At 72.0% G+C, this 25,591-nt stretch carries 23 protein-coding genes and 2 pseudogenes; 9 read left to right on the top strand and 16 right to left on the bottom strand.

What is annotated here, in order from left to right; translation table 11 throughout:
* Positions 1–268, top strand: a pseudogene (locus FOE67_RS00920) (hypothetical protein); the annotation flags it as partial.
* Between the two features lie 263 nt (positions 269–531).
* Positions 532–1,062: a hypothetical protein gene (locus FOE67_RS00925; protein WP_182659804.1), complete on the top strand. Its 531-nt coding sequence runs from the start codon at positions 532–534 to the stop codon at positions 1,060–1,062.
* Between the two features lie 132 nt (positions 1,063–1,194).
* Here FOE67_RS00925 and nuoN read toward each other — a convergent pair whose 3' ends face one another.
* The 14 genes from nuoN to FOE67_RS00995 form a co-directional block, all read right to left on the bottom strand.
* Positions 1,195–2,844, bottom strand: a complete 1,650-nt coding sequence (gene nuoN / locus FOE67_RS00930) for an NADH-quinone oxidoreductase subunit NuoN (protein WP_182659818.1) — start codon at positions 2,842–2,844, stop codon at positions 1,195–1,197.
* Positions 2,845–2,849: 5 nt separating this feature from the next.
* Entirely contained in the window at positions 2,850–4,451 is a 1,602-nt protein-coding gene (locus FOE67_RS00935) for an NADH-quinone oxidoreductase subunit M (protein WP_182659805.1), read from the bottom strand.
* Between the two features lie 3 nt (positions 4,452–4,454).
* Positions 4,455–6,356 carry an NADH-quinone oxidoreductase subunit L gene (gene nuoL, locus FOE67_RS00940; protein WP_182659806.1) on the bottom strand — a complete coding sequence of 634 codons (1,902 nt, stop codon included), beginning with the start codon at positions 6,354–6,356 and terminating at the stop codon, positions 4,455–4,457.
* Between the two features lie 13 nt (positions 6,357–6,369).
* On the bottom strand, positions 6,370–6,669 hold the full coding sequence (gene nuoK, locus FOE67_RS00945; protein ID WP_143616608.1) for an NADH-quinone oxidoreductase subunit NuoK: 300 nt from the start codon (positions 6,667–6,669) through the stop codon (positions 6,370–6,372).
* The gene (locus tag FOE67_RS00950) at positions 6,666–7,625 is read right to left on the bottom strand and encodes an NADH-quinone oxidoreductase subunit J (RefSeq protein ID WP_182659819.1); all 960 of its coding nucleotides are present in this window, start codon (positions 7,623–7,625) and stop codon (positions 6,666–6,668) included. Before FOE67_RS00950 ends, nuoK begins: the two co-directional genes overlap by 4 nt.
* Before the next feature lie 5 nt (positions 7,626–7,630).
* Positions 7,631–8,287, bottom strand: coding sequence for an NADH-quinone oxidoreductase subunit NuoI (nuoI, locus tag FOE67_RS00955; RefSeq protein WP_228473431.1), 657 nt, complete (start codon positions 8,285–8,287; stop codon positions 7,631–7,633).
* Positions 8,280–9,713 carry an NADH-quinone oxidoreductase subunit NuoH gene (gene nuoH, locus FOE67_RS00960; RefSeq protein WP_182659807.1) on the bottom strand — a complete coding sequence of 478 codons (1,434 nt, stop codon included), beginning with the start codon at positions 9,711–9,713 and terminating at the stop codon, positions 8,280–8,282. The genes nuoI and nuoH overlap by 8 nt, the downstream gene beginning before the upstream one ends.
* Positions 9,710–12,250: an NADH-quinone oxidoreductase subunit G gene (locus tag FOE67_RS00965; protein WP_182659808.1), complete on the bottom strand. Its 2,541-nt coding sequence runs from the start codon at positions 12,248–12,250 to the stop codon at positions 9,710–9,712. The genes nuoH and FOE67_RS00965 overlap by 4 nt, the downstream gene beginning before the upstream one ends.
* Entirely contained in the window at positions 12,247–13,707 is a 1,461-nt protein-coding gene (nuoF, locus tag FOE67_RS00970) for an NADH-quinone oxidoreductase subunit NuoF (RefSeq protein WP_182659809.1), read from the bottom strand. The genes FOE67_RS00965 and nuoF overlap by 4 nt, the downstream gene beginning before the upstream one ends.
* On the bottom strand, positions 13,704–14,471 hold the full coding sequence (gene nuoE / locus FOE67_RS00975; protein ID WP_182659810.1) for an NADH-quinone oxidoreductase subunit NuoE: 768 nt from the start codon (positions 14,469–14,471) through the stop codon (positions 13,704–13,706). The genes nuoF and nuoE overlap by 4 nt, the downstream gene beginning before the upstream one ends.
* Positions 14,468–15,829 carry an NADH-quinone oxidoreductase subunit D gene (locus FOE67_RS00980; RefSeq protein WP_182659811.1) on the bottom strand — a complete coding sequence of 454 codons (1,362 nt, stop codon included), beginning with the start codon at positions 15,827–15,829 and terminating at the stop codon, positions 14,468–14,470. Before FOE67_RS00980 ends, nuoE begins: the two co-directional genes overlap by 4 nt.
* Entirely contained in the window at positions 15,829–16,578 is a 750-nt protein-coding gene (locus FOE67_RS00985) for an NADH-quinone oxidoreductase subunit C (protein WP_182659812.1), read from the bottom strand. The genes FOE67_RS00980 and FOE67_RS00985 overlap by 1 nt, the downstream gene beginning before the upstream one ends.
* Entirely contained in the window at positions 16,575–17,129 is a 555-nt protein-coding gene (locus FOE67_RS00990; protein WP_182604410.1) for a NuoB/complex I 20 kDa subunit family protein, read from the bottom strand. The genes FOE67_RS00985 and FOE67_RS00990 overlap by 4 nt, the downstream gene beginning before the upstream one ends.
* 165 nt (positions 17,130–17,294) lie before the next feature.
* On the bottom strand, positions 17,295–17,654 hold the full coding sequence (locus tag FOE67_RS00995; protein WP_143618141.1) for an NADH-quinone oxidoreductase subunit A: 360 nt from the start codon (positions 17,652–17,654) through the stop codon (positions 17,295–17,297).
* A 372-nt stretch (positions 17,655–18,026) separates the two neighbouring features.
* Here FOE67_RS00995 and FOE67_RS01000 point away from each other — a divergent pair, with 372 nt between their 5' ends.
* The 6 genes and pseudogenes from FOE67_RS01000 to FOE67_RS01025 all read left to right on the top strand — a co-directional run bounded on the left by FOE67_RS01000 (position 18,027) and on the right by FOE67_RS01025 (position 22,998).
* Entirely contained in the window at positions 18,027–18,815 is a 789-nt protein-coding gene (locus FOE67_RS01000; protein WP_182659813.1) for a TSUP family transporter, read from the top strand.
* Positions 18,816–18,911: 96 nt separating this feature from the next.
* Positions 18,912–19,115 (top strand): annotated as a pseudogene (locus FOE67_RS30210) (type II toxin-antitoxin system RelE/ParE family toxin); the annotation flags it as partial.
* Between the two features lie 150 nt (positions 19,116–19,265).
* The gene (locus FOE67_RS01010) at positions 19,266–19,655 is read left to right on the top strand and encodes a helix-turn-helix domain-containing protein (RefSeq protein ID WP_182659820.1); all 390 of its coding nucleotides are present in this window, start codon (positions 19,266–19,268) and stop codon (positions 19,653–19,655) included.
* 58 nt (positions 19,656–19,713) lie between these two features.
* Positions 19,714–20,283 carry a PspA-associated protein PspAB gene (gene pspAB / locus FOE67_RS01015; RefSeq protein ID WP_182659814.1) on the top strand — a complete coding sequence of 190 codons (570 nt, stop codon included), beginning with the start codon at positions 19,714–19,716 and terminating at the stop codon, positions 20,281–20,283.
* Positions 20,284–20,483: 200 nt separating this feature from the next.
* Positions 20,484–21,386, top strand: coding sequence for a zinc metalloprotease HtpX (htpX, locus tag FOE67_RS01020; protein ID WP_182659815.1), 903 nt, complete (start codon positions 20,484–20,486; stop codon positions 21,384–21,386).
* 706 nt (positions 21,387–22,092) lie between these two features.
* Positions 22,093–22,998 (top strand): C40 family peptidase, encoded by a 906-nt coding sequence (locus FOE67_RS01025; RefSeq protein ID WP_182659816.1) that lies wholly within the window; start codon positions 22,093–22,095, stop codon positions 22,996–22,998.
* Between the two features lie 95 nt (positions 22,999–23,093).
* Here FOE67_RS01025 and FOE67_RS01030 read toward each other — a convergent pair whose 3' ends face one another.
* The gene (locus tag FOE67_RS01030) at positions 23,094–24,377 is read right to left on the bottom strand and encodes a geranylgeranyl reductase family protein (protein WP_182659821.1); all 1,284 of its coding nucleotides are present in this window, start codon (positions 24,375–24,377) and stop codon (positions 23,094–23,096) included.
* A gap of 137 nt (positions 24,378–24,514) precedes the next feature.
* On the bottom strand, positions 24,515–25,207 hold the full coding sequence (locus FOE67_RS01035; RefSeq protein WP_182659817.1) for a demethylmenaquinone methyltransferase: 693 nt from the start codon (positions 25,205–25,207) through the stop codon (positions 24,515–24,517).
* 117 nt (positions 25,208–25,324) lie between these two features.
* Between FOE67_RS01035 and FOE67_RS01040 the strand changes: the two genes are divergently transcribed.
* Positions 25,325–25,591, top strand: a 267-nt coding sequence (locus FOE67_RS01040) for a hypothetical protein (RefSeq protein ID WP_228473432.1), incomplete at its 3' end; no start/stop codon positions are given.

The raw sequence follows: 25,591 nt of genomic DNA on the forward strand, positions 1-25,591 counted from the left end.
TCGTCAAGGTCTCATGTGTGTAAGAGACAGGGTGTGCACGGATCCGCAGACCGGTGTGCCGGACGAGGAGCGCGCCGGCGTGGCCTCGGCGAACGGCGACACCCTGAGCGTGCGCTGGGAGTCCGGCGGGACCGTCGAGTACACCAAGGTGCTGGACCTCTCCGGGTCGAACCCGCCCGCCGAGCTCGACCTCGGGGACCTCGATCTCGGCGAGCTCGGCGACCTCGGGGACCTCGGGGACCTCGGGGACCTCGGCACGGGGGGCTGACCCGCCCCCGCTCGTGAACGTTCCGGCCGGCTCCGGTGAGGACCGGCGGGAGACCTCGGACGACCCCTGGCCGCCACGGCCGGGGGTCGTTACCGTGCGGTTGCGTTGGCAAAGGGCGGCGGGCGGACACGAGAACCGAGGAGACCCGGATGGCCGGCACACCACGCGAGACCCGTCCCCCCGGAACCGGAGGAGCGGCGGGAACGGCGGGCCCCGGGAGGGCCCCGCGGACCGTGGGGAGGGCGGCGGGACTCCTTCCCGTCGTGGCCCTCCTGGTGGGCCTGTGCGCCGCCTGCGGCGGCGACGGCGGCATCGGGAACGCCGGGGACGACCCGGCGGACGGGAGGGCCCCGGACGCCGCCGGGGCCCCGGAGACGGACGGCGGGAACGACGACACCGACCCCGGGGGTGACGCCGCCGGGGCCACCGCGCCGGACGACCCGGCCGACCCCGCCGGCGGGAACGCCCCGGACCCCCTGGCGCCCGCGCTCCCGGACGGCCTGTGGAGCGATCCCGACGCACCGGGCCGCACGCTGACCGTGACCGAGGGGGGCACCACCGTCACCTACTCCGCCGGGGACCCGCCCACCAGTTGCTGGGGCCGGCCCCGACCGGCCGAGGGGGAGGCCGGGGAAGCCGTGGCGGTGGACTTCGCCTGCCTGGCCGGGGACGCCGGCGGCGAGGGCTCCCCCGTGCCGGAGGACCGGACCGCCCTGCTGCGGCCCTCCGGGGACGGCTGGGTCGTGGAGTGGGAGGACGGGGCCGCGGAGACCCTCCTCCCCGACCTCTCCTGAGCCGCACCGGCCCGCACCGGACCGCACCCGATCGAATCGGGGAGCGGCCCGAAGCGACCGCGAAAGGCCCCCGGGGCCGCCCGTGACGGGCGGCCCCGGGGGCCGGAACGCGAAACCGGTGCGGTACCGGGATCAGCGGAAGGCGAAGACCGCCGCCTGCTGCGCCAGGTCCAGGAAGTACTGCGGCGCGACGCCCAGCACCAGCGTGACCACGGCCGCCAGACCGACCACCGAGGTGGTCATCGGGCTCGGGATGACCACCGAGGGGCCGCCCTCCTGCGGGTCGCTGAAGAACATCAGCACGATCACCCGGATGTAGAAGAACGCCGCCACCGCAGAGGCCAGCACACCGACGATGACCAGGCCGATCGCGCCCGCCTCGGCCGCCGCCCGGAAGACCGCGAACTTGCCGGTGAACCCGGAGGTCAGCGGAATGCCCGCGAAGGCCAGCAGGAAGAGCGCGAACACCCCGGCCAGCAGCGGCGAACGCCGCCCCAGCCCGGCCCACTTCGACAGGTGGGTGGCCTCCCCGCCCGCGTCCCGCACCAGCGTGACCACGGCGAAGGCGCCCAGCGTCACGAAGGAGTAGGCCGCCAGGTAGAACAGCACCGAGGAGACGCCGTCCTCGCTGACCGCCAGCACACCGGTGAGGATGAACCCGGCGTGGGCGATCGAGGAGTAGGCCAGCAGCCGCTTGACGTCGGTCTGGGTGATGGCGATGACCGCGCCGGCCACCATCGAGGCGATGGCCACGCCCCACAGCACCGGCTCCCAGTCCCACTGCAGACCCGGCAGCACCACGTACAGCAGCCGGAGCAGGGCGCCGAAGGCGGCGACCTTGGTGGCGGCGGCCATGAAGCCGGTGACCGGGGTGGGCGCGCCCTGGTAGACGTCCGGGGTCCACATGTGGAACGGCACCGCGCCGACCTTGAACAGCAGGCCCATCAGCAGCAGCGCCCCGCCGATCAGCAGGTAGACGTCGTTGCCCATGGTGGAGGCCAGTCCGGGATCCACCGCCGCGGGCGTGCCGGCGATGACCTCGGCGATGCCGGCGTAGTCGAGGGTGCCCGCGTAGCCGTAGAGCAGGGCGATGCCGAACAGCAGGAACGCCGAGGCGAAGGCGCCCAGCAGGAAGTACTTCACCGCGGCCTCCTGCGACAGCAGCCGCCGGCGGCGGGCCAGCGCGCAGAGCAGGTACAGCGGCAGCGAGAAGACCTCGAGGGCGATGAACAGGATCAGCAGGTCGTTGGCGGCGGGGAAGATCAGCATGCCGCCGAGGGCGAACAGCAGCAGCGGGAAGATCTCGGTGGTGGTGCGACCCACCTTCACCGCCTCGCGCTCCGCCGGACCGCCGGGGACGGCGGCGGCCTGCGCGGTGAAGGAGTCCACCGCCCGGCCGTGTTCGGCGGGTTCCAGGCGCCGTTCGGCGAACAGGAACAGCGAGACCAGACCGACCAGCAGCAGCACTCCCTGGAGGAACAGCGTCGGGCCGTCCACCGCGATCGAGCCCATGCCGGCGATCTCCGCCCGCGTGGTCGCGTAGCCGCTCGCCGCCAGGCCCACCACGGCCGCGAAGGCGGCGGCGATGCCGATGACGGAGAGCAGCAGTTGCGTGAGGTACCGGGCGCGCTGCGGGGCGAACGCCTCGACCAGGATGCCGACGGCGGCCACGCCGAGCACGATGAGGGTCGGGGAGAGCGCCACCCATTCGATCTGCGGCGCCTCCAGCCGTTCCTGCGCCTGCGTCAGCAGGGCGGGAGCGGCGGTGTACGGGTGGATCACCGGGCTCACGGGCGGGCCTCCACTTCAGGGGCGGGGTCCTCCACCCCGACGTCCGACAGGGTGTGATCGACCGCCGGATCGATGATGTCGGTCAGCGGCTTCGGGAAGACGCCCAGGAAGAGCACCAACGCGATCAGCGGTCCGACCACGGCGAGTTCGCGGGGCCGCAGGTCGGGCATCCGCTCGGTCGTCGACCGGGTCGGTCCGGTCATGGTGCGCTGGTAGAGGATCAGGACGTAGAGCGCGGCCAGCACGATGCCCGCGCAGGCGATGATCCCGGCCACCGGATAGCGGCTGTAGGTGCCGACCAGGACGAGGAACTCGCTGACGAACGGCCCGGTGCCCGGCAGCGAGAGCGTCGCCAGGCCGCCCACCAGGAAGGTACCGGCCAGCACCGGCGCGGCCTTCTGCACCCCGCCGTAGTCGGCGATGAGCCGGGAGCCGCGGCGGGAGATGAGGAAACCGGCGACCAGCATGAGGACGGCGGTGGCGATGCCGTGGTTGACCATGTAGAGGGTGGCGCCGCTCTGACCCTGGGAGGTCATCGCGAAGATGCCGAGCACGATGAAGCCGAAGTGGCTGATCGAGGCGTAGGCGATCAGGCGCTTCATGTCCCGCTGGCCCAGGGCCAGCAGGGCGCCGTAGACGATCGACACCAGGGCCAGCGCCAGCACCACGGGGGTGGCCCAGACGCTCGCCTCGGGGAAGAGGCCCAGGCAGAAGCGGAGCATCGCGAAGGTGCCGACCTTGTCGACCACGGCGGTGATCAGGACGGCCACCGGGGCGGTGGACTCACCCATGGCGTTGGGCAGCCAGGTGTGCAGCGGCCACAGCGGCGCCTTGATCGCGAAGGCCAGGAAGAAGCCGAGGAACAGCAGCCGTTCGGTGTTCTGCGCGAAGGTCAGCTCACCGGCGGCGCGGGCCTCGGTGATGGCCTGGAGGGAGAAGGTGCCCCCGCCCTCCAGCTGGCCCGCGGTGGCGGCGTACAGGCCGACCACGGCGGCCAGCATGATCAGGCCGCCGGCGAGGTTGTAGAGCAGGAACTTCACCGCGGCGTAGGTGCGCTGCTTGGACTGCCGCTCCTCGCCGTGCTCGCCGGCGCGGTCCCCGAAGCCCCCGATGAGGAAGTACATCGGGATGAGCATGGCCTCGAAGAAGATGTAGAAGAGGAAGATGTCGGTGGCGGCGAAGGACATGATGACCATCGCCTGCACCATGAGGATCAGGGCGAAGAAACCCTGGGTGGGGCGCCACCGGCGGCCGGCGGGCGTCTCGCCCTCCCGCGGGTCGGCGTCGTTCCAGCCGGCGCCGATGAGGAAGGGCACGATGACGGCGGTGAGCGCGATCATCGCGACGCCGATGCCGTCCACGCCCAGTTCGTAGCGGACGCCGAAGGCCGGGATCCAGGCGTGGGACTCGGTCAGCTGGTAGCGGTCGCCGCCCGGTTGGAAGTTGAGCAGGACCGCCGCCGCCAGGGCGAGGGTGCCCAGGGAGAACAGCAGGGCCAGCCACTTGGCCGCCTCGCGACGGGCGGCGGGCACCGCCGCGGTGGCCACCGCTCCGATGGCGGGCAGTACGGCGGTGGCCGTCAACAGGGGAAATGACATATCTCAGACCGCCCTCATCAGCAGGGTCACGGCGATCAGGAGCGCCGCACCGCCGAACATCGAGACCGCGTAGGAGCGGGCGTAGCCGTTCTGCACCCGACGCAACCGGCCCGACAGCCCGCCGAACGCGGCGGCGGTGCCGTTGACCACGCCGTCCACCAGCTTGTGGTCGACGTAGACCAGGCCCCGGGTGAGGTAGTTGCCCGGCAGCACGAACGCCGCGTGGTTGAAGTCGTCCTGCAGCAGGTCGCGGCGGGCGGCCCGGGTGACCCACCGGCCGGTGGGCGCGTGCTCCGGGACGGGCCGGCGGCCGTACTGCCACCAGGCGATGGCCACGCCGATGAGCATCACGGTGGTGGCGGCGATCGAGACCGTCAGGTGGCTGACGGGCGAGTCGCCCTCCGCGATGCCGGTGACCGGCGAGAGCCAGTCCACGAAGGCGTGGTTGAGGTTGAACAGGAAGCCCGCGGAGACCGAGCCGACGGCCAGCACGATCATCGGGATCGTCATGGTGCGCGGCGACTCGTGCGGGTGCGGCTCGTGGCCGGCGGCGTCCGGCTGCCAGCGCTTCTCGCCGAAGAAGGTGAGGATCATGATGCGGGTCATGTAGTACGCGGTCAGGCCCGCGCCCAGCAGGGTGACCCCGCCCAGGATCCAGCCCTGGGTCCCGCCGCGCCCGAAGGCGGCGTAGATGATCTCGTCCTTGGAGAAGAAGCCCGACAGGTACGGGAAGCCGATGATGGCCAGGTAGCCGAGGCCGAAGGTGACGAAGGTGATCGGCATGTACCGCCGCAGGCCGCCGTAGCGGCGCATGTCCACCTCGTCGTTCATGCCGTGCATGACGGACCCGGCGCCGAGGAACAGCCCGGCCTTGAAGAAGCCGTGGGTGACCAGGTGCATGATCGCGAAGACGAAGCCGATCGGGCCGAGCCCGGCGGCCAGCATCATGTAGCCGATCTGCGACATGGTCGAGCCGGCCAGCGCCTTCTTGATGTCGTCCTTGGCGCATCCGACGATCGCCCCGAAGATCAGGGTGACGGCGCCGACCACGATGACGGCGGTCTGCGCGTCGGGGGCGGCCTCGAAGATCGCGCCGGAGCGGACGATCAGGTAGACGCCGGCGGTGACCATCGTGGCGGCGTGGATGAGGGCGGAGACCGGGGTCGGGCCCTCCATCGCGTCGCCCAGCCAGGACTGCAGCGGCACCTGGGCGGACTTGCCGCAGGCGGCGAGCAGCAGCATCAGGCCGATGAGGGTCATCGTGGTCTCGGTCGCGCCGCCGTCGGCGGCGGCCGGCAGGACCTCGCCGAAGGCGAAGGTGCCGAAGGTGGTGAACATGACCAGGATGGCGATGGCCAGCCCGATGTCACCGACCCGGTTGACCACGAAGGCCTTCTTCGCGGCGGTGGCCGCGCTCGGCTTGTGCTGCCAGAAGCCGATCAGCAGGAAGGAGGCCAGGCCCACGCCCTCCCAGCCCACGTACAGCAGGAGGTAGTTGTCGGCGAGGACCAGCAGCAGCATCGCCGCCAGGAAGAGATTCAGGTAGCCGAAGAAGCGGCGGCGGCGCTCGTCGTGCTCCATGTACCCGACCGAGTACAGGTGGATGAGCGTGCCGACGCTGGTGACCAGCAGCACGAAGGTCATCGACAGCTGGTCCAGCCGGAAGGCGATGTCCGCCTGGAAACCGCCGACCGGCACCCAGCTGTACAGGTGCTGGGTGAGGGTGCGGTCACCCGCGTCCCGGCCCAGCAGGTCGGCGAAGAGCACCACGGCGACGGCGAAGGAGGTCGCCGCCAGGGCGGTGCCGATCCAGTGGCCGACGCGGTCCAGGCGCCGGCCGCCGAGCAACAGCACCGCGGCGCCGAGCAGGGGCGGCGCGAGGAGCAGTCCGATCAGTGACTCCACAGGTCCAATCCCCTCACAGCTTCATCAGACTGGCGTCGTCGACCGAGGCCGAGTGCCGGGAGCGGTAGAGCATGACGATGATCGCCAGGCCGACGACGACCTCGGCGGCGGCGACGACCATGACGAAGAACGCCATGATCTGGCCGTCGAGGTTGCCGTGCATGCGGGAGAAGGCGACCAGCGCCAGGTTCCCGGCGTTGAGCATCAGCTCCACGCACATGAAGACCACGATGGCGTTGCGCCGCACCAGGACGCCGCAGGCGCCGATGGTGAACAGCAGCGCGGCCAGGTGGAGATAGTTCTCGGGGCTCACCGACGGGCCTCCTCGCCTGCCGCGTCCGGACCGTTGTCCCTGCCGTTGTCGCCGTTGTCGCCGTGGTCACCGTTGCCGCCGCCCTCAGCCGCGGGGGTGTCGTTCCCCTCGTCGGTGGCGGGGGCGGCGTCGCCGGCCCGCCGGGGCGGGGTGACGGTGACGGCCCGTCCCTGGTACTCGGCCGTCCGGCGCTCGATCGCCGCCAGGTCGGCCAGGGCCTGCCGGTGCACCTCGCGGACCTGCCCGCGCTCCCGCAGGGTGGGGTTGACGGACAGGTCGGAGGGCCGGCCGTCCGGCAGCAGCGCGGGGATGTCCACCGCGTTGTGCCGGGCGTAGACGCCGGGGGCGGGCAGCGGCGGCAGCTGCTCGCCGGAGCGCACCCGCTCCTCGGCCTGCTCGCGCTGGGTCTTGTTGCGCTCGATGCGCTCGCGGTGGGTCAGCAGGGTGGCGCCCACCGCGGCGATCGTCAGCAGCACGCCGGTCACCTCGAAGGCGACCACGTACCGGGTGAACAGCAGGCTCGCCAGGCCCTGCACGTTGCCGTCCGCGTTGGCCTCGGCCAGCCCGGTGAAGGAGCCGACCGACGCCTGCCCGATGCCGGCGATCAGCAGGATGCCCAGGCCCAGGCCGCAGGCGGCGGCCAGCAGCCGTTGCCCCTTCAGGGTTTCCTTCAGGGAGTCCGCCGCGCTCACGCCGACCAGCATCAGCACGAACAGGAAGAGCATCATGACCGCGCCGGTGTAGACGACGATCTGCACGACGCCCAGGAAGTAGGCGCCGTTGGCCAGGTAGAACAGGGCCAGGATGACCATCGTCCCGGCCAGGCACAGCGCCGAGTGCACCGCGCGGCGCATCAACACGGTGCCCAGGCCGCCGGCGACGGCGATCGGGGCCAGGATCCAGAACTGCGCCGCCTCGCCACCGGAGGTGGTGGTCTCCGCGGCGAGCGCGGTCAGCGTGCTCACGACCGCACCTCCGTGCCGCTCGCGTCGTTCGCCGTGCCGATGGGGTTCGCGGTGCCGGAGTCGTCGCTCGCGGTCCCCGCGGGGGGCGCGTCCGGCGCCCCGGTCTCCCCCTTGGAGAAGGCGACCTGCCGCTCGGTGCCCTCGGCCGCCGCCTGGACCTCGCCCCGGTAGTACGACTGCTCGTCGGCGCCCGGGTACATGGCGTGCGGCGGCTCGACCATCCCGTCGGTCAGCCCGGCGAGCAGCTCCTCCTTGGTGAAGATGAGCGACTCGCGGCTGCGGTCGGCCAGCTCGTACTCGTTGGTCATGGTCAGCGCGCGGGTGGGGCACGCCTCCACGCACAGGCCGCACAGGATGCAGCGCAGGTAGTTGATCTGGTAGACGCGGCCGTACCGCTCACCGGGCGAGTAGCGCTCCTCCTCGGTGTTGTCCGCGCCCTCGACGTAGATGGCGTCCGCCGGGCAGGCCCAGGCGCACAGCTCGCAGCCGATGCACTTCTCCAGCCCGTCCGGGTGACGGTTGAGCTGGTGGCGTCCGTGGAAGCGGGGCGCGGTGGGCTTCTTCTGCTCGGGGTACTGCTCGGTCAGGCGCCGCTTGAACATCGCCTTGAAGGTGACCCCGAACCCGGCCACCGGGTTCTCGAACTCAGGCATCGTTCCCCTCCTTCCGTGAGGTCCTGTCGTCGGTGGGAGCGTCGGTGCCGCCGTCCGCCGGGGCCCCGGACCCCTCGGTGCCGGCGGGAACCGACGCGGGTTCCCGTTCGGCGCGCGGGCCGCGGGCGGGCCGGCGCGGCACCGGCGGCAGGCTCTGGCCGGGCAGCGGCGGCACGGGGTAGCCGCCGGCCATCGGGTCGAACTCCGCCTCGTCGCCGTTCCCGTCGCCCTCCTTCTCCCGGGCGCGGTCGGCGCGGTCCCGGAACACGTCCACCACGAAGGACAGGATCAGCAGGACCAGGACACCCCCCAGGACCCAGAAGACGATGTCGGTGAGGGTGCGGCCCTCCAGCTGCAGCGCCCGCACGGTGGCCACGAGCATCAGCCAGACCAGCGCGACGGGGATGAGGACCTTCCAGCCCAGCATCATGAACTGGTCGTAGCGCACCCGGGGCAGGGTGCCGCGCAGCCAGACGAAGACGAAGAGCACGCCGATCAACTTGGCGACGAACCACAGGATGGGCCACCAACCGGAGTTGGCCCCCTCCCACCAGGTGCTGATCGGTGCCGGGGCCCGCCAGCCGCCCAGGAAGATCGTCACCATCAGGGCCGAGACGGTGACCATGTGGATGTACTCCGCGAGCATGAACATCGCGAACTTGATCGAGGAGTACTCGGTGTTGAAGCCGCCCACGAGGTCGCCCTCGGACTCCGGCATGTCGAACGGGGCGCGGTGCGCCTCGCCGACCATCGACACCAGGTAGATGAGGAAGGAGATCGGCAGGAGGACCGCGAACCAGCGGTCGGCCTGCGCGCCGACGATCCCCGAGGTGGACATCGTCCCCGAGTAGAGGAAGACGGCCGCGAAGGACAGGCCCATCGCGACCTCGTAGGAGATGATCTGCGCGGTGGCCCGCACCCCGCCCAGCAGGGGGTAGGTGGAGCCGGAGGACCAACCGGCGAGGACCGTGCCGTAGGCCGCGATCGCCGAGGTGGCCAGCACGTACAGCAGCGCCACCGGCAGGTCGGTCAGCTGCAGGACGGTCTCGGTGCCGAAGATCGTCACCGGGTCGTCGGCGGGCCCGAAGGGGATCACCGCGAAGGCCATGAAGGCGGGGACCACCGCCAGGATCGGCGCCAGGATGTAGACCGGCTTGTCGGCCCCCTTGACGACGATGTCCTCCTTGAGCATCAGCTTGATGCCGTCGGCCAGGGACTGCAGCATCCCCCACGGGCCGTGGCGGTTGGGGCCGATGCGCAGCTGCATCCAGGCGACCACCTTGCGCTCCATCACGATGGAGATCAGCACGGTGCCCATCAGGAACGCGAAGACGCAGACCGCCTTGAGCAGGATCAGCCAGAACGGATCCGTGCCGAACATCGACAGGTCGGCCTCCTGCGCGAGCACGGCGTCGGCGCTCGTCATGCGTCCCCTCCCTTCTCGGTGGCGGAAGCGGTGACGGAGGCGGTGACGGGCGCCTCCGGTGCCGGGGCCAGGCGCACGGTGTCGCCGGGCACGGCCCCCAGGTCGCGGTGGACCCCGCGTCCCACGGAGTTGAGCGGCAGCCAGACCACGCCGTCGGGCATTCCCGGCGTGATGGCCAGCGGCATCCGGGTCGCGCCGGCCGGGCCGGTGACCTCGACCCGGCCGCCGTCGGCCAGGCCGCACTCCCGCGCCGTGGCGGAGGAGACCCGGGCGGGCGCGTCGTGGCGGGTGGCGGCCAGCGCCTCGTCGCCCTCCTGGAGCCGGCCGCGGTCCAGCAGCATCCGGTGACCGGCCAGGACCGCCTCACCGGCGCGCGGCCGGGGCAGGTCGGCGGAACGGGCGGTGGGGCCGACCGGCAGCTCGCCGCCCCACTCCTCGAACCGGTCCAGTTCGCGGCGGGCGGCGGCGACGTCCGGCAGGCCCAGCGGCACGTCCATCGCGTCGGCCAGCATGTGCAGGGCCCGCAGGTCGGGCTGGACCTGGCGGCGGGTCATCTGGTCCGGCTTGATCGCCGGCTCGAAGGGGCGCAGGCGTCCCTCCCAGTTGAGGAAGGAGCCGCCCTTCTCGACGACGGCCGCCACCGGCAGCACCACGTGCGCCCGTTCGGTGACCTCGGAGGGCCGCTGCTCCAGGCTGATCAGGAAGCCCTCGTCGCGCATCCGGTCCAGGGCGGCGAGCGCGCGGGCCGGGTCGGGCAGGTCGTCGACCTCCACGCCGCCGACCACCAGCGCCGCCAGGCGACCGGCGGCGGCGGCCTCCAGGATGCCGGAGGTGTCGCGGCCGGGGCCGGAGGGCAGGTCGGCGGGGTCCATGCCCCACACGCCGGCGACCTCCAGGCGGGCGCGGGGGTCGCCCTCGGGTCGGCCGCCGGGCAGCAGCCCGGGCAGCGCGCCGACCTCCAGCGCGCCGCGCTCGCCGGCCCGGCGGGGGATCCACACCAGGCGGGCGCCGGTGGCGGCGGCCGTCGCGACGGCCGCGGTGTACCCGCCGGGCACGGTCGCCAGCCGCTCGCCGACCACGATCACCGCGCCGTCGGCGCGCAGCGCCGTGCCCGCGCCGCGGTCGTCCTCCCCGCGGGCGATGGCCTCCAGCCACTCGGGCTCGGTGCCGGGGGCGGCGGGCAGCAGGGTGCCGCCGGCCTTGGTCAGACCCCGGGTGGCGTGGGTGGCGATCGAGTACACCTTCAGGCCGTGCTTGCGCATGCCCTTGCGCAGCCGCAGGAAGACGCCGGGGGCCTCCTCCTCGGCCTCGAAGCCGACCAGGAGGACCGCCGGGGCGTGCTCCAGGGAGGTGTGGGTGACCGAGTCGGCTCCCGGCCGGCCGCCCGCGACGTGGGCGGCGAGGAAGGCGGCCTCCTCGGCCCCGTGCGGACGGGCCCGGAAGTCGATGTCGGCGCTGCGCAGGGCGAGGCGGGTGAACTTCGCCCAGGCGTAGGCGTCCTCGACGGTGAGTCGGCCGCCGGGCAGCGCGCCGACCCCGGCGCCGGCCACCGCGGCGGCCAGGCCGCGGGCGGCGGCGTCCAGCGCCTCCGGCCAGCTCGCCGCGGTCAGCTCACCGGTGTCCGGGTCGCGGACCAGGGGGGTGGTGAGCCGGTCGGGCCGCTGCGCGTAGCGGAAGCCGAAGCGGCCCTTGTCGCACATCCACTCCTCGTTGACCCGGGGGTCCTCGGCCGCCAGGCGACGCATGACCTTGCCGCGCCGGTGGTCGGTGCGGGTGGCGCAGCCGCTCGAACAGTGCTCGCACACGCTCGGCGAGGAGATCAGGTCGAAGGGGCGGGAACGGAAACGGTAGGCGGCCGAGGTGAGCGCGCCGACCGGGCAGATCTGGATGGTGTTGCCGGAAAAGTACGAGGCGAACGGCTCGTCCTCGCCGGTGCCCACCTGCTGGAGCGCGCCGCGTTCCAGCAGTTCGATCATCGGGTCGCCGGCGACCTGGTTGGAGAAGCGGGTGCAGCGCGCGCACAGCACGCAGCGCTCGCGGTCCAGGAGCACCTGGGCGGAGATCGGCACCGGCTTGGGGAAGGTGCGCTTGACGCCCTCGAAGCGGGACTCGGCGTTGCCGTGGCTCATCGCCTGGTTCTGCAGGGGGCACTCGCCGCCCTTGTCGCAGACCGGGCAGTCCAGCGGGTGGTTGATGAGCAGCAGCTCCATCACACCCTTCTGGGCCTTCTCCGCGACCGGGGAGGTGAGGTGGGTGCGCACCACCATGCCGTCGGTGCAGGTGATGGTGCACGAGGCCATCGGCTTGCGCTGGCCCTCCACCTCGACGATGCACTGCCGGCAGGCGCCGACCGGGTCGAGGAGGGGGTGGTCGCAGAACCGGGGGATCTCGATGCCGATCTGCTCGGCGGCGCGGATCACCAGGGTCCCCTTGGGGACGGAGATCTCGATGCCGTCGATGGTGAGGGTCACCAGGTCCTCGGGCGGGATCCCGGCCCCGTCGCCGCCGCGGGCGGAGGCGTCGGTGGTGACAGTCATGCGTTCACCTCCAGGTGCGCGGAGCCGTCGGCCCGACCGGCGGGGTCGGCGGTGGAGTCGGCCCAGACGGTGGAGCGGGCCGGGTCGAAGGGGCAGCCGCCGCCGGTGACGTGCTGCTCGTACTCCTCGCGGAAGTACTTCAGCGAGGAGAAGATCGGGGCGGCGGCGCCGTCGCCCAGGGCGCAGAACGACTTGCCGTTGATGTTGTCGGCGATGTCGTTGAGCTTGTCGAGGTCGGCCATCGAGCCCTTGCCGGCCTCGATGTCGCGCAGCAACTGGACCAGCCAGAAGGTGCCCTCCCGGCAGGGGGTGCACTTGCCGCAGGACTCGTGGGCGTAGAACTCGGTCCAGCGGGTGACCGCGCGCACCACGCAGGTGGTGTCGTCGAAGCACTGCAGGGCCTTGGTGCCGAGCATGGAACCGGCCTCGGCGACGCCCTCGTAGTCCAGCGGCACGTCGAGGTGCTCGGCGGTCAGCAGCGGGGTGGAGGACCCGCCGGGGGTCCAGAACTTCAGGGTGCGGCCGGGCCGCATCCCGCCGGTGAGGTCGAGCAGCTGGCGCAGCGTGATGCCGAGCGGGCCCTCGTACTGGCCGGGCCGGGCGACGTGCCCGGACAGCGAGTAGAGGGTGAAGCCGGGCGACTTCTCGCTGCCCATGGAGCGGAACCACTCCTTGCCGCGGGCCAGGATGGGGGGCACCGAGGCGAGGGACTCCACGTTGTTGACCACGGTGGGGCAGGCGTAGAGGCCGGCGACCGCCGGGAAGGGCGGGCGCAGCCGGGGCTGGCCGCGGCGCCCCTCCAGGGAGTCCAGCAGGGCGGTCTCCTCGCCGCAGATGTACGCGCCGGCGCCGGCGTGCACGGTGAGTTCCAGGTTCTTCCCCGGCCCCAGGGCGTCCTTCCCGAGGTAGCCGGCCCGGTACGCCTCGGCGACGGCGTGGTGCAGCCGGCGCAGCACCGGCACGGTCTCGCCGCGCAGGTAGATGAAGGCGTGCTCGCTGCGGATCGCGTGGCAGGCGATCACGATGCCCTCGATCAGCGAGTGCGGGTTGGCGAACAGCAGCGGGATGTCCTTGCAGGTGCCCGGCTCGGACTCGTCGGCGTTGACGACGAGGTAGTGCGGCTTGTCGTCGCCCTGCGGGATGAACTGCCACTTCATGCCGGTGGGGAAGCCGGCGCCGCCGCGACCGCGCAGCCCGGCGTCCTTGACCAGGGCGATGACGTCGTCCGGCGCCATGTCCAGGGCGACGCTCAGGCCCCGGTAGCCACCGGCGCGGCGGTAGGCCTCCAGGGTCCAGGGGGCCTCGTGGTCCCAGATGTCGGAGAGGACGGGGGCGAGGATCTGCTCGGCGAGCTTGCGGGAGCCCTCGGCGGGGCCCCGGCCGCCTTCCTTCCCGGCGCCCGTTCCGTTGCCGTTGCCGCTGCCGTCGCGCGGCGCGGGGGTGATCGCGGGGGTCATCGACGCTCCTCCCGGCTGTCGTCCCCGGCGGGGGACCCGGGGGCGCCGGCGCCGACCTCGCGGGCGATCTCCAGCCCGGCCATGGTGGCGGGGCCGGCCGCGCCGGAGGCGGCGACGGCGTCGGGACGCTCGTCGGGGAAGCCGGCCAGGATGCGGGCGGCACCCCGGAAGTCGGTCAGCGGGGCGCCCCGGGTGGGGATCACCTCGCGGCCGGCCCGCAGGTCGTCCACCAGCTTCTTGGCGGACTCGATGGTCTGGTTGTCGAAGAACTCCCAGTTGACCATCACCACGGGGGCGTAGTCGCAGGCCGCGTTGCACTCGATGTGCTCCAGCGTGACCTTGCCGTCCTCGCTGGTGCCGCCGTTGTCCACCTCCAGGTGCTCCCGGAGGGCGGCGAAGATGGCGTCGCCGCCGAGCACCGCGCACAGGGTGTTGGTGCACACCCCGACCTGGTGCTCGCCCGACGGCTTGCGCCGGTACATGGTGTAGAAGGTGGCCACCGCGGTGACCTCGGCGGGGGTCAGGTCCAGCATCTCGGCGCAGAAGCGCATGCCGGTGGCGGAGACCCAGCCCTCCTCGGCCTGCACCAGGTGCAGCATCGGCAGCAGCGCGGAGCGGCTGTCGGGGTAGCGGGAGATGATCTCCCGGGCATCGGCCGCCAGGCGTTCGCGGACCTCGGCGGGGAAGTCCGGGGCGGGCAGTTGGGGCATGCCCAGCGCCACCGGGGTCCCGCCGGACTCCGCGGCCCGTGTCGCATCGGTCATCGGTCGACGCCTCCCATCACGGGGTCGATGGAGGCCACCGCGACGATGACGTCGGCGATCTGGCCGCCCTCGCACATCGCCGCCACGGCCTCGAGGTTGGTGAAGGAGGGGTCCCGGAAGTGGACCCTGTAGGGACGGGTGCCGCCGTCGCTGACCATGTGCACGCCCAGTTCGCCCTTGGGGGACTCCACGGCCGTGTACACCTGGCCGGCGGGGACCCGGAAGCCCTCGGTGACCAGCTTGAAGTGGTGGATCAGGGCCTCCATGGAGGTGCCCATGATGGTGCGGATGTGCTCCAGCGAGTTGCCCAGGCCGTCGGGGCCCAGGGCCAACTGCGCGGGCCAGGCGATCTTCTTGTCCTCCACCATCACCGGGCCGGGTTCGAGCCGCTCGATGCACTGCTCGATGATCCGCAGCGACTGCCGCATCTCCTCCAACCGCAGCAGGAAGCGGCCGTAGGAGTCGCAGGTGTCGGTGGTCGGGACCTCGAAGTCGTAGGTCTCGTAGCCGCAGTACGGATCGGTCTTCCGCAGGTCGTGGGGCAGGCCGGCGGAGCGCAGGATCGGGCCGGTGATGCCCAGCGCCAGGCAGCCGGCGAGGTCGAGGTAGCCGACGTCCTTCAGGCGGGCCTTGAAGACCGGGCTGCCGCTGCACAGCTTGTCGTACTCGACGAGGTTGGTGCGCATGGTGGCGATGAACTCGCGCAGCGCGTCCACGGTGCCGGGCGGCAGGTCCTGGGCGAGGCCGCCGGGACGGATGAAGGCGTGGTTCATCCGCAGGCCGGTGATCAGCTCGAAGAGGTCCAGGCACAGTTCGCGGTCCCGGAACCCGAAGATCATCACCGTGGTGGCGCCCAGCTCCATGCCGCCGGTGGCGATCGCGACCAGGTGGGAGGAGATCCGGTTCAGCTCCATGAGCAGGACCCGGATGACGCTCGCGCGGTCGGGGATGTCCCCGGTGATGCCGAGGAGCTTCTCCACGCCCAGGCAGTAGGCCACCTCGTTGTAGAAGGGCGTGAGGTAGTCCATGCGCGTGACGAAGGTGGTGCCCTGCGTCCAGTTCCGGTATTCGAGGTTCTTCTCGATGCCGGTGTGCAGGTAGCCGATGCCGCAGCGGGCCTCGGTGACGGTCTCGCCGTCGATCTCCAGGATCAGGCGCAGCACGCCGTGCGTGGAGGGGTGCTGCGGACCCATGTTGACGATGATCCGCTCGTCGTCGGCGCGCGAGGCGGCCTCCGCGACGCGGTCCCAGTCGCCGCCGGTGACGGTGTAGACCGTCCCCTCGGTGGTTTCCCGGGCGCCCGCGGTGGCGGTGGGGGCGCCCCGCTCCGTTCCCCGTGAGGTGGTGTCGTGGGACATCAGCTGTACGACCTCCGCTGGTCGGGTGCCGGGATCTGGGCGCCCTTGTACTCGACGGGGATGCCGCCGAGCGGGTAGTCCTTGCGCTGCGGGTGGCCCTGCCAGTCGTCGGGCATCATGATCCGGGTCAGCGCCGGGTGCCCGTCGAAGATCAGGCCGAAGAAGTCGTAGACCTCGCGCTCGTGCCAGTCGTTGGTCGGGTAGACGGTGACCACCGAGGGCACGTGCGGATCGGCGTCGGGGGCGGAGGTCTCCACCCGGATGAGCCGACCGTGGGTGAGCGAGCGCAGGTGGTAGACGGCGTGCAGTTCCCGGCCGGTGTCGGCGGGGATGTGCACGCCGCTGACGCCGGTGCACAGTTCGAAGCGCAGCGCCGGGTCGTCGCGCAGGGTGCGGCAGACCGGCAGCAGGTGTTCGCGGGCGATGTGGAAGGTGATCTCGTCCCGGTCCACGACGGTCTTCTCGATGACGACCGCCGGGTCCAGGCCCTGTTCCTCCAGGGCGCCCTCCAGCTCGTCGGCCACCTCGTCGAACCACCCGCCGTAGGGGCGGGGGGTCGCGCCGGGGAGGCGGACGGTGCGGCGCAGGCCGCCGTAGCCGGAGGTGTCGCCGCCCTCCTGGCTGCCGAACATGCCGCGGCGCTCGGCGATGACCTCGCCGGCCTCGTCGCGCCGGCCGACCTCGGCGGGGTTCGGGTTGTCGACGGGCCCGGACGCGGAGCCGCCGCCCGGGGTGCTCGCCGCGCTCATCGCAGCAGCCCCTTCATCTCGATGGTGGGCAGCGCCTTGAGCGCCGCTTCCTCCGCCTCGCGGGCCGCCCGTTCGCGGTTGACGCCGAGCTTCTCGTCCTTGATCTTCTCGTGCAGCTTGATGATCGCGTCGAGGAGCATCTCGGGGCGGGGCGGGCAGCCGGGGAGGTAGATGTCCACCGGCACGATGTGATCGACGCCCTGCACGATCGAGTAGTTGTTGAACATGCCGCCGGAGGAGGCGCACACGCCCATGGAGATGACCCACTTGGGGTTGGGCATCTGGTCGTAGACCTGCCGCAGCACCGGGGCCATCTTCTGGCTGACCCGGCCGGCGACGATCATCAGGTCGGCCTGCCGGGGGGAGCCCCGGAAGACCTCCATGCCGAAGCGGGCCAGGTCGTAGCGGCCGGCACCGGTGGTCATCATCTCGATGGCGCAGCAGGCCAGGCCGAAGGTGGCCGGGAAGACGGAGGACTTGCGGGCGAGTCCGGCCGCCTTCTCGACGGTGGTCAGCAGGAAACCGCTGGGCAGCTTCTCCTCAAGTCCCATGGGGGACACCTCCTCGTGAGCCCTGTGATCCCTCTGTGCCCCGTGGTCCCCGGGGTGTCGGGTGTTCGGGTCGTCGGTCCCGCGGCGCGATCGCGCCGATCATGCTTCCGCTCCGCGGCGGGCGGTCGGGGGTGCCGATCGGCCCCCGCACCGGTTCCGTTCGGGTCAGTCCCATTCGAGCCCTCCCCGACGCCAGTCGTAGGCGTAGGCGACACCGATCAGACCGACGAAGATCAACATCTGCACCAGACCGAACATCCCGAGCGCGTCGAAGTGCACGGCCCACGGGTAGAGGAAGACGATCTCGATGTCGAAGACGATGAAGAGCATGGCCGTCAGGTAGTACTTGACGGGGAAGCGCCCGCCACCGGCCGGCTGCGGGGTCGGTTCGATACCGCACTCGTAGGCGTCGAGCTTGGCCCGGTTGTAGCGCTTGGGGCCGATGACCGAGGCCATGATCACGGAGAAGACCGCGAAGGCCGCCCCGAGCGCGCCCAGCACGAGGATGGGAACGTACGCGTTCACCGCACCTCGCTCCTTCCAGTCGACGGCGACTGCCAGAAGATCACCGCTATGTGAGTCAGTTCACAAGCTTGGGCAGCATCCTATGCCCCGGTTCCTGTGATCTGCGACACGGGGTCACCGAGGAACTTTGTGATCTCCCCCACCTGACGAACGATCATGAAACATGACGGAAATCGATCTTCGACGAGAAGCCCCCGGATCACCACGAAGCGTGACAAGTAGGGTTTTCGGAGGCCCTGCCGGATGTCGGGCGGCGTCCCGGCCTTTATCAACCGATGGGCGTCCGGCACAAATTCGCGATCGGGGCGGGGGGCGTGCTAGTGCGAATAACCGTGTAGATGACATGTGGTTGGTGGGATTAGAGTTCCCGTCGTGCCCGAGATCACCGTGACCACCGTCGTCGTGCTGTGCGTGGCAGCCGCCCTCGCGGGCTGGGTCGACGCCGTGGTCGGCGGCGGCGGGTTGTTGCAAATCCCCGCCCTGCTCATCGCCTTTCCCCAGCTCACCCCGGCCACCGCCCTGGGCACCAACAAAGCCGTCGCGGTGGCGGGCACGAGCGTCGCGGCCGTCACCTACGCCCGTCGCCATCCCGTGGACGTCCGCCTCGCCCTGCGCCTGGGCGGACTGGCCCTCCTCGCCTCGGCCGGCGGCGCGCTGTTCGCGAGTGCGGTCAGCGCGGAGTTCCTGCGCCCCATGATCATGGTGCTGCTGCTGGCGGTCGCGGCCTTCGTCGTCCTGCGCCCGAACTTCGGCACCCAGTACATCGCCGGGGACCCGATCCCCACCACCCGCCGACGGATGGCGCTGGTCCTGCTGGTCGCCGGCGTCGGCATCGGCTTCTACGACGGCCTGCTGGGCCCCGGCACCGGCACCTTCCTGATCATCGCCCTGGTCGGCCTGCTCCACCTGTCGATGCTCACCGCCTCCGCCACCGCGAAGGTTGTGAACGTGGGCACGAACCTCGGCGCCCTGATCGTCTTCGGCAGCCAGGGGATGGTGCTGTGGAAGCTCGCCCTCGGGATGGCCGTCTTCAACATGCTCGGCGGCTGGCTCGGCGCGCACATGGCGATCCGCCGGGGCTCCGGCTTCATCCGGGTCGTCCTGCTGGTCGTCGTCACCGTCCTGGTCGGCCGCCTGGCCCGGGACCAGTGGCTCGCCTGAGTGGCCCCTTGCGGAAAGCCCTCCGGAGGGAGAGTATGTCGTTGACGACATATCCCACCCCATGTGTCACTGTACGCAATCGAGATCGAACCCGAGGTGAGGGAGTGGCTCGAACGTCTTCCGGCCAAGCACTTCCTCAAGGTCGACGAGTACGCGGGGTTGCTCGCCGAGCGAGCCGCTGAGCTGGGCGAGCCCTACTCCCGTTACCTTGGTGATGGTGTTCGAGAACTTCGCCTCGGCCTGGACGGGGTGCCGATACGCATCACGTACTGGCTGACTCCTCATCGCACCGCTGTTCTCCTCACCGTCTTTCCCAAAACCCAACGTCGGGAGAGCGAGGAAGTGAACCGAGCCCGCCATGCGAAGAAGGTCTGCGAAGCGGACCATGGGCCGGCTCATCAGGAGTTCCTTCGCACGGTCAAAAGGGAACCAAAAGGGAAGCGGTCTGACGTGAGCCACAGTCGGTGGAAAACATTGCGTGAGCGCAAGTTGACCGAAGCCGCCACGGAGCCGGCCGAGGTGGCGGAGGTACGTCGGGAGATCCGTCTCTCCATGGCTTTGGCGGAGGCGGTGTACAAACGGCGTGCCAACCTGGGCCTGACCCAGAGCGACCTGGCCCGCCGGGCGGGGCTGAGCCAGGCGAAGATCTCCAGGATCGAGAACTCCGACACCGTTCCCACTCTCCCTCTGCTCACCCGACTCGCCGACGCCTTGGACGCCGTCCTGCACATCGACCTCGGTGGAGAGCGGGTGGGGTTCCACTTCACTCCGAGGGCTTCCGAGGAAAGCGCACGGGGAGACCGGGCTTCGACGGAGGAGTGGTGCCGAGCCGCAAGCTGAGGCCCGCCGGCTCCGGCGGGGCGGGCGGTGGGCGGGGGCGGTGCCCTAGGCTTCGACCATGGGTTTCTGGGACGCACTGCTGGGGCGGCGCAAGCCGGCCCAACCCGACCTCGACCGGCTCTTCGCCCTCCCCTCGGCCGCCGTCACCCTGCAGGCCGGGGCGGGATTCGCCCCCACCGGCACGGGATCGGTGTGCTTCGCCGGGGCCGAGGGCGGCGCCTTCGCCCGCCTGGAGGAGGAGGCCGAGCTGCTGCTGGGCGAGGCCGGGGTGGAGAAGGACTCCTACGGCTACACCTGGCTGCGCGCCCGCCACTCCCCCGACGACCTGCCCGCCCTGGTCAACGACCTGCACGCGGTCAACACCCACCTCCAGGACGCCGGCTTCGGCCCGCAGCTGCTCTGCTCGCTCGTCGCCTTCCGCGACGACGGGGGACGCTCCCTGGCCCTCGTCTATCTCTACAAGCGCGGCACCTTCTACCCCTTCGCCCCCGAGCCGGGCGGTGGGCAGCGCCGGAACAACGCCCTGGAACTGCAGACCCGGGCCCTGCTGGCCGGGGAACTGCCCGTGGAGGAGGACCTCGGCCGCTGGTTCCCGGTGTGGGGCGCCCCCGGCCTGGACGCCGACTGACGGTCGGCGGCTTCCTCCCGGCGGGGCGACCGCCCCGGCGGTGGGGATCGGGACTGTCCCGACCCGGGCGGGGCACGGGATCCGGGTGACCCCGCGCCCCGGACCCGCGAGCCCGTCCGCCGGCACCCCACCGGGGTGGACCACCCGGCCCGCGCCGGACCCGCCGGGGCAGTACAGTCCGAAGGAGGAGGCGAGAAACGATGGCACGCACCAGGTACGCGCCCGACCGCGGCCTGACCGGCCGCATGGTCACCACCATGTTCCTCATCGGACTGCTCTACGTGGTCTTCATCGGCGTCCTGCTCGCGCTGTTCCAGAACGCCTGGCCGATGGTGCTGCTGCTGGCCGGCGGGCTGTTCGTCGTCCAGTTCTGGTTCAGCGACCGGATCGCCGCCTACAGCATGGGGGCCCGCGAGGTCACCCCGCAGCAGGCGCCCGAGCTGCACGCCACCGTGGACCGGCTGTGCGCGCTGGCCGACATGCCCAAGCCGCGCGTGGCGATCGCCGACACCGACGTGCCCAACGCCTTCGCCACCGGTCGCAGCCAGGAGAAGGCGCTGGTCTGCGCGACGACCGGGTTGCTGCGCCGGCTGGAGCCGGAGGAGTTGGAGGGCGTGCTCGCGCACGAGCTGTCGCACGTCGCCCACCGCGACGTGGCGGTGATGACCTTCGCCTCCTTCCTGGGCGTGCTGGCCGGCACCATGACCCGCTTCGCGCTGTGGGGCGGGGTGGCCCGGGCCGGCGGCCGGAACAACAACACCGCGATCCTCGTCCTGCTGATCCCCCTGGTCAGCGCGCTGGTGTACGTGTTGAGCTTCCTGCTGACCCGGCTGCTGTCGCGGTACCGGGAGCTGTCGGCGGACCGGGGCGCGGCGCTGCTGACCGGCAAGCCCTCCGCACTGGCCTCCGCCCTGACCAAGGTGACCGGGGACATGGCCCGCATCCCCACCCGGGACCTGCGGCAGGCCGAGGCGTTCAACGCCTTCTTCTTCGCCCCCGCCTTCTCCAAGCAGTCCCTGAGCAGCCTGCTGGCCTCGCACCCGCCGCTGGAGCGACGGCTGGAGCAGTTGGCCCGGATCTCCCGGGAGCTGGGCCGGCCCTGAGCCCCCGGCCTTCCCGACCGCACGGCCGTCCCTTCGGGGGCGGCCGTCGCGCGTGCGACACCCGGTCGGCGGGAGCCGGAGGCGCCCGGGGGACGGCCTTCGTGGAGACACCCGGATCGCCCGCGTCCAGCCGTGGTCCCCCCGGGGCGGCCTTCGCTTCCTCGCCCGAGGTGGCCACATTCACTCTTTCCACGCCATTCGCCGCATTCGCTGCATTCACAGTATTCATGGCATTCGTGGCATTAGTGGCATCGATCTTTTTCGCCGCATTCGAGGCAGCCGCCGCAGGCGGCGGGCTCGGCACGATGACCGGAGGCACCTTTCGGAATACTTCGCACCCCACCGGGGGGAAAGTGTGATTCACCCGCTTTGCGACGAACGGGGCCGCCTCTCAACCCTCTCCCGCCACCCGCGCGTCCCCCTCCCGGGGGACCGCCGCCCGGCCTCGCCGGGGTGAGGTATCCCACGCGCCCGACGGTGTGTCGGATGCCGCCGTTGCCGAGTCCCGGAAGCCGTGCTACGCCGATCCTTATTCGCCCCATATCGGACAACGCCCTGCCCATCGCCCCGCCGGAACGCGGAATCGCCGAAGGCGCCGTACGCCGTACGGGAGACATTCGGGACTTTTCATCCCGGGCATTCCGGACCTGTGGCGCATTCCACGAAGGTTGAGAGCCGTTACCGGTTCTTGATACGGCTGGCTGCCATGTCATCGATCCGTACCACCGGCCGCCATCGCAAGCCCCGTCGGTCCCGTGCCGCGGGGCTCCTCCGCGGTGGCGTGCTGACCGGCGTGCTGGGCACCGTGGCGGTCACCTCGCCCTCCGCCTCCGCCACCGAGCGGCCCGCCGAGAACCCCGCCGAGACCACCGGGGAGTTCCCCGCCCTCGGCACCGTGATCACCTCCACCTCCTCCCGGGCGAGCGAGGCCACCGAGGACTACGTCGCCCGCACCCACCTGCGCGAGGCCCGCGAACTGGCCACCGTCCGCGCCCAGCGGGCCGCCGAGCGGCAGCGCGCCGCCGACGAGGCCGCCGCGGCGGAGGCCGCGGAGGCCGAGGCCCGCCGCGCGGCCGAGGCCGAGGAGGCCGAGGCCCGCCGCGCGGCCGAGGCCGAGGAGCGCCGGGCCGCCGAGGCCGAGGCCGCCGCGGCCTCCCGGGCCGCCGAGCGCACCGACCTCGGTACCGCGTCGGCCCCCGCCTCCGCCGACGACGCCGCGACCGCGCAGAGCACCCCGGTCGCCGCCCCCGCCTCCGGCGGCGGGAACGCCGCCGTCGTCGCCTTCGCCCGCGCCCAGGTCGGCAAGGCGTACAGCATGGGCGCCACCGGCCCGAACGCCTGGGACTGCTCGGGCCTCACCGGCGCCGCCTACGCCGCCGCCGGCATCTCCCTGCCGCGCACCTCGCAGGCGCAGTCGGCCATGGGCACCCACATCCCCGTGTCGCAGGCCCGGCCCGGCGACCTCCTGTACTGGGGTGGCGCGGGCAGTGCCTACCACGTGGCGATCTACGTGGGCGACGGCCGCTTCGTCGGCGCGCAGAACCCCTCCACCGGTGTCGTGGAGCAGGATCTGAGCTGGTCGCAGCCCTCGGGCGCCATCCGCATCGGCTGACCCGTCCCCGGATCACCCCCACCGCACGCCGAAGGCCGGGTCGGACACGTGGCCACGTGTCCGACCCGGCCTTCACGGGTTCCGGAACCCCCGGGTCAGGCCCGGGGGGCGACCTTCGCCAGGCCGTTGATGACGCGGTCCATCGCGTCGCCCCCGGTGGGGTCGGTGAGATTGGCCAGCAGTTTGAGGGTGAACCGCATCAGCACCGGGTGGGGCAGGCCGCGCTCGGTGGCCAGCCGCATCACCTTCGGGTTCCCGATCAGCTTCACGAACGCCCGGCCCAGCGTGTAGTAGCCGCCGTAGGTCTCCCGCAGAACGGTGGCGTAGCGGCGCAGCGCCACCTCCCGCTGCGCGGGGGTGCGGCGCGCCATGGCCTGCACGATCACCTCGGCGGCGATCTGCCCCGACTCCATGGCGTAGGCGATGCCCTCGCCGTTGAAGGGGTTGACCAGGCCACCGGAGTCGCCGACCAGCAGCAGGCCCCGGGTGTAGTGCGGCTTGCGGTTGAACGCCATGGGCAGCGCGGCGCCCCGGATGGGACCGGTCATGTTGTCGGGGGTGTACCCCCACTCCTCCGGCATCGAGGCGCACCACGCCTTGAGGACCTGCCGCCAGTCCAGCTCGCCGAAGGACTTGGAGCTGTTGAGGATGCCCAGCCCGACGTTGGAGGTGCCGTCCCCCATGCCGAAGATCCAGCCGTAGCCGGGCAGCAGCCGGGGCTCGTCGCCGCGCCGGTCCCACAGCTCCAGCCAGGACTCCAGGTAGTCGTCGTCGTGCCGGGGGGAGGTGAAGTAGGTTCGCACGGCCACGCCCATGGGGCGCCGGTCGTCGCGGTGCAGGCCCATCGCCAGGGACAGGCGGGAGGAGTTGCCGTCGGCGGCGATCACCACCGGGGCCCGGTACTCCACCTCCCGCTTCTCCTCGCCGAGGCGGGCGGTGACCCCGACGATGCGGGTGCCGGTGCGGGCCTCCATGACCGGGCCGGTGACGTTGCACCGCTCGTACAGGCGGGCCCCGGCCTTGACCGCCTGCCGGGCCAGTTGCTCGTCGAAGTCGTCGCGCCGGCGCACCAGGCCGTAGTCGGGGTAACCGGCGAGTTCGGGCCAGTCCAGTTGGAGACGGTGGCCGCCGCCGATGATGCGCAGCCCGCGGTTGCGCAGCCAGCCGGCCTCCTCGGAGATGTCGATGCCCATCGCGACCAGTTGCCTGGTGGCGCGCGGGGTGAGGCCGTCGCCGCAGACCTTCTCCCGGGGGAAGGCCGTCTTCTCCAGCAGCAGCACGTCCAGGCCGGACCGGGCCAGGTGGTACGCGGCGGCCGAGCCGCCCGGCCCGGCCCCGACCACGATCACATCGGCGGTCTCGGTGGTGGTCACTGGGATCTCCCCTCGTTGCGGACCCTGCCGACCCCGGCGCCGGCCCGATGATCGTCGACTCCACGGGGTGCCCCGAGTCTATGGCCCGGTCCCGGCGGCCCCGGTGGCGGCACCGCCCACCGGCTGCCGGGGGAGTCGGCCCCTCAGGGGCGTCGGCCCCGGTGCAGGGCGACGATGCCACCGGTGAGATCGCGCCAGGCGACCTGCCGCCAACCCGCCTCCTGGAGGCGGGCGGCGAGCGCCGGCTGGTCCGGCCAGGCCCGGATGGATTCGGCCAGGTACACGTAGGCGTCCGGCGCGCTGGAGACCCGCCGGGCCACCGGCGGCAGCGCCCTCATCAGGTACTCCGAGTACAGGGTGCGGAACGCCGCCCGGACCGGGTGGCTGAACTCGCAGATCACCAGTCGGCCGCCGGGTCGGGTCACCCGCAGCATCTCGCGCAGTGCCGCGTCGGTATCCCGCACGTTGCGCAGCCCGAAGGAGATGGTCACGGCGTCGAAGGAGCCGTCGCGGAACGGCAGGCGCGTGGCGTCCCCGGCGACGAACGGCAGCCACGGGTTGCGCCGGTGCCCCTCGTGCAGCATTCCCTGGCTGAAATCGCACGGCACGGTGTAGGCGCCGTTCTCGACGAACGGCAGCGAGGAGGTGCCCGTGCCGGCCGCCAGGTCCAGGACCCGTTCGCCCGGCCGGGCCGCCACCGCGCGGGCCACCTCGGTGCGCCACCGGCGGTTGAGTCCCAGGGCCAACACGTCGTTGGTCAGGTCGTACTTGGCCGCCACGGCGTCGAACATGGCGGCGACTTCGGCGGGCTGCTTGTCCAGGGAGGCACGGGTCACCCCGCCATTCTCCCGGCGGCGTGCCGGATCCGGGAGGCGGGGTGGCCCCCTCGGGGCGTCGCGGAGCCGGCTCGGACCGGACGGCCCCCCGGAACGCTTGCCATAGCATCTGATCACGTGAGGACTCCCACCGCCGGCGCCGGGCGCCGGCGCCCGTCCGGTCCGGTGATCGGCGCGGTCGTCGCGATCACCGTCCTGGCGCCGGTCATCGCCCATCAGCAGTTGTCCGGACGGGACAGCGGCTCCGTCGGGGCCGACGACGGCCGATCCGGTGCCCGGGACCGCACCGACGACCCCGGGGACGGGGAGGACGGCCCGGGCGGGGACCTGCCCGACGAGGAACTGTCGGCCACCTCCCGGCCCGCCCCCGAGCAACCCGACACC

It is taken from the genome of Streptomyces calidiresistens, assembly GCF_014141525.1.
Lineage (GTDB): Bacteria > Actinomycetota > Actinomycetes > Streptomycetales > Streptomycetaceae > Streptomyces > Streptomyces calidiresistens.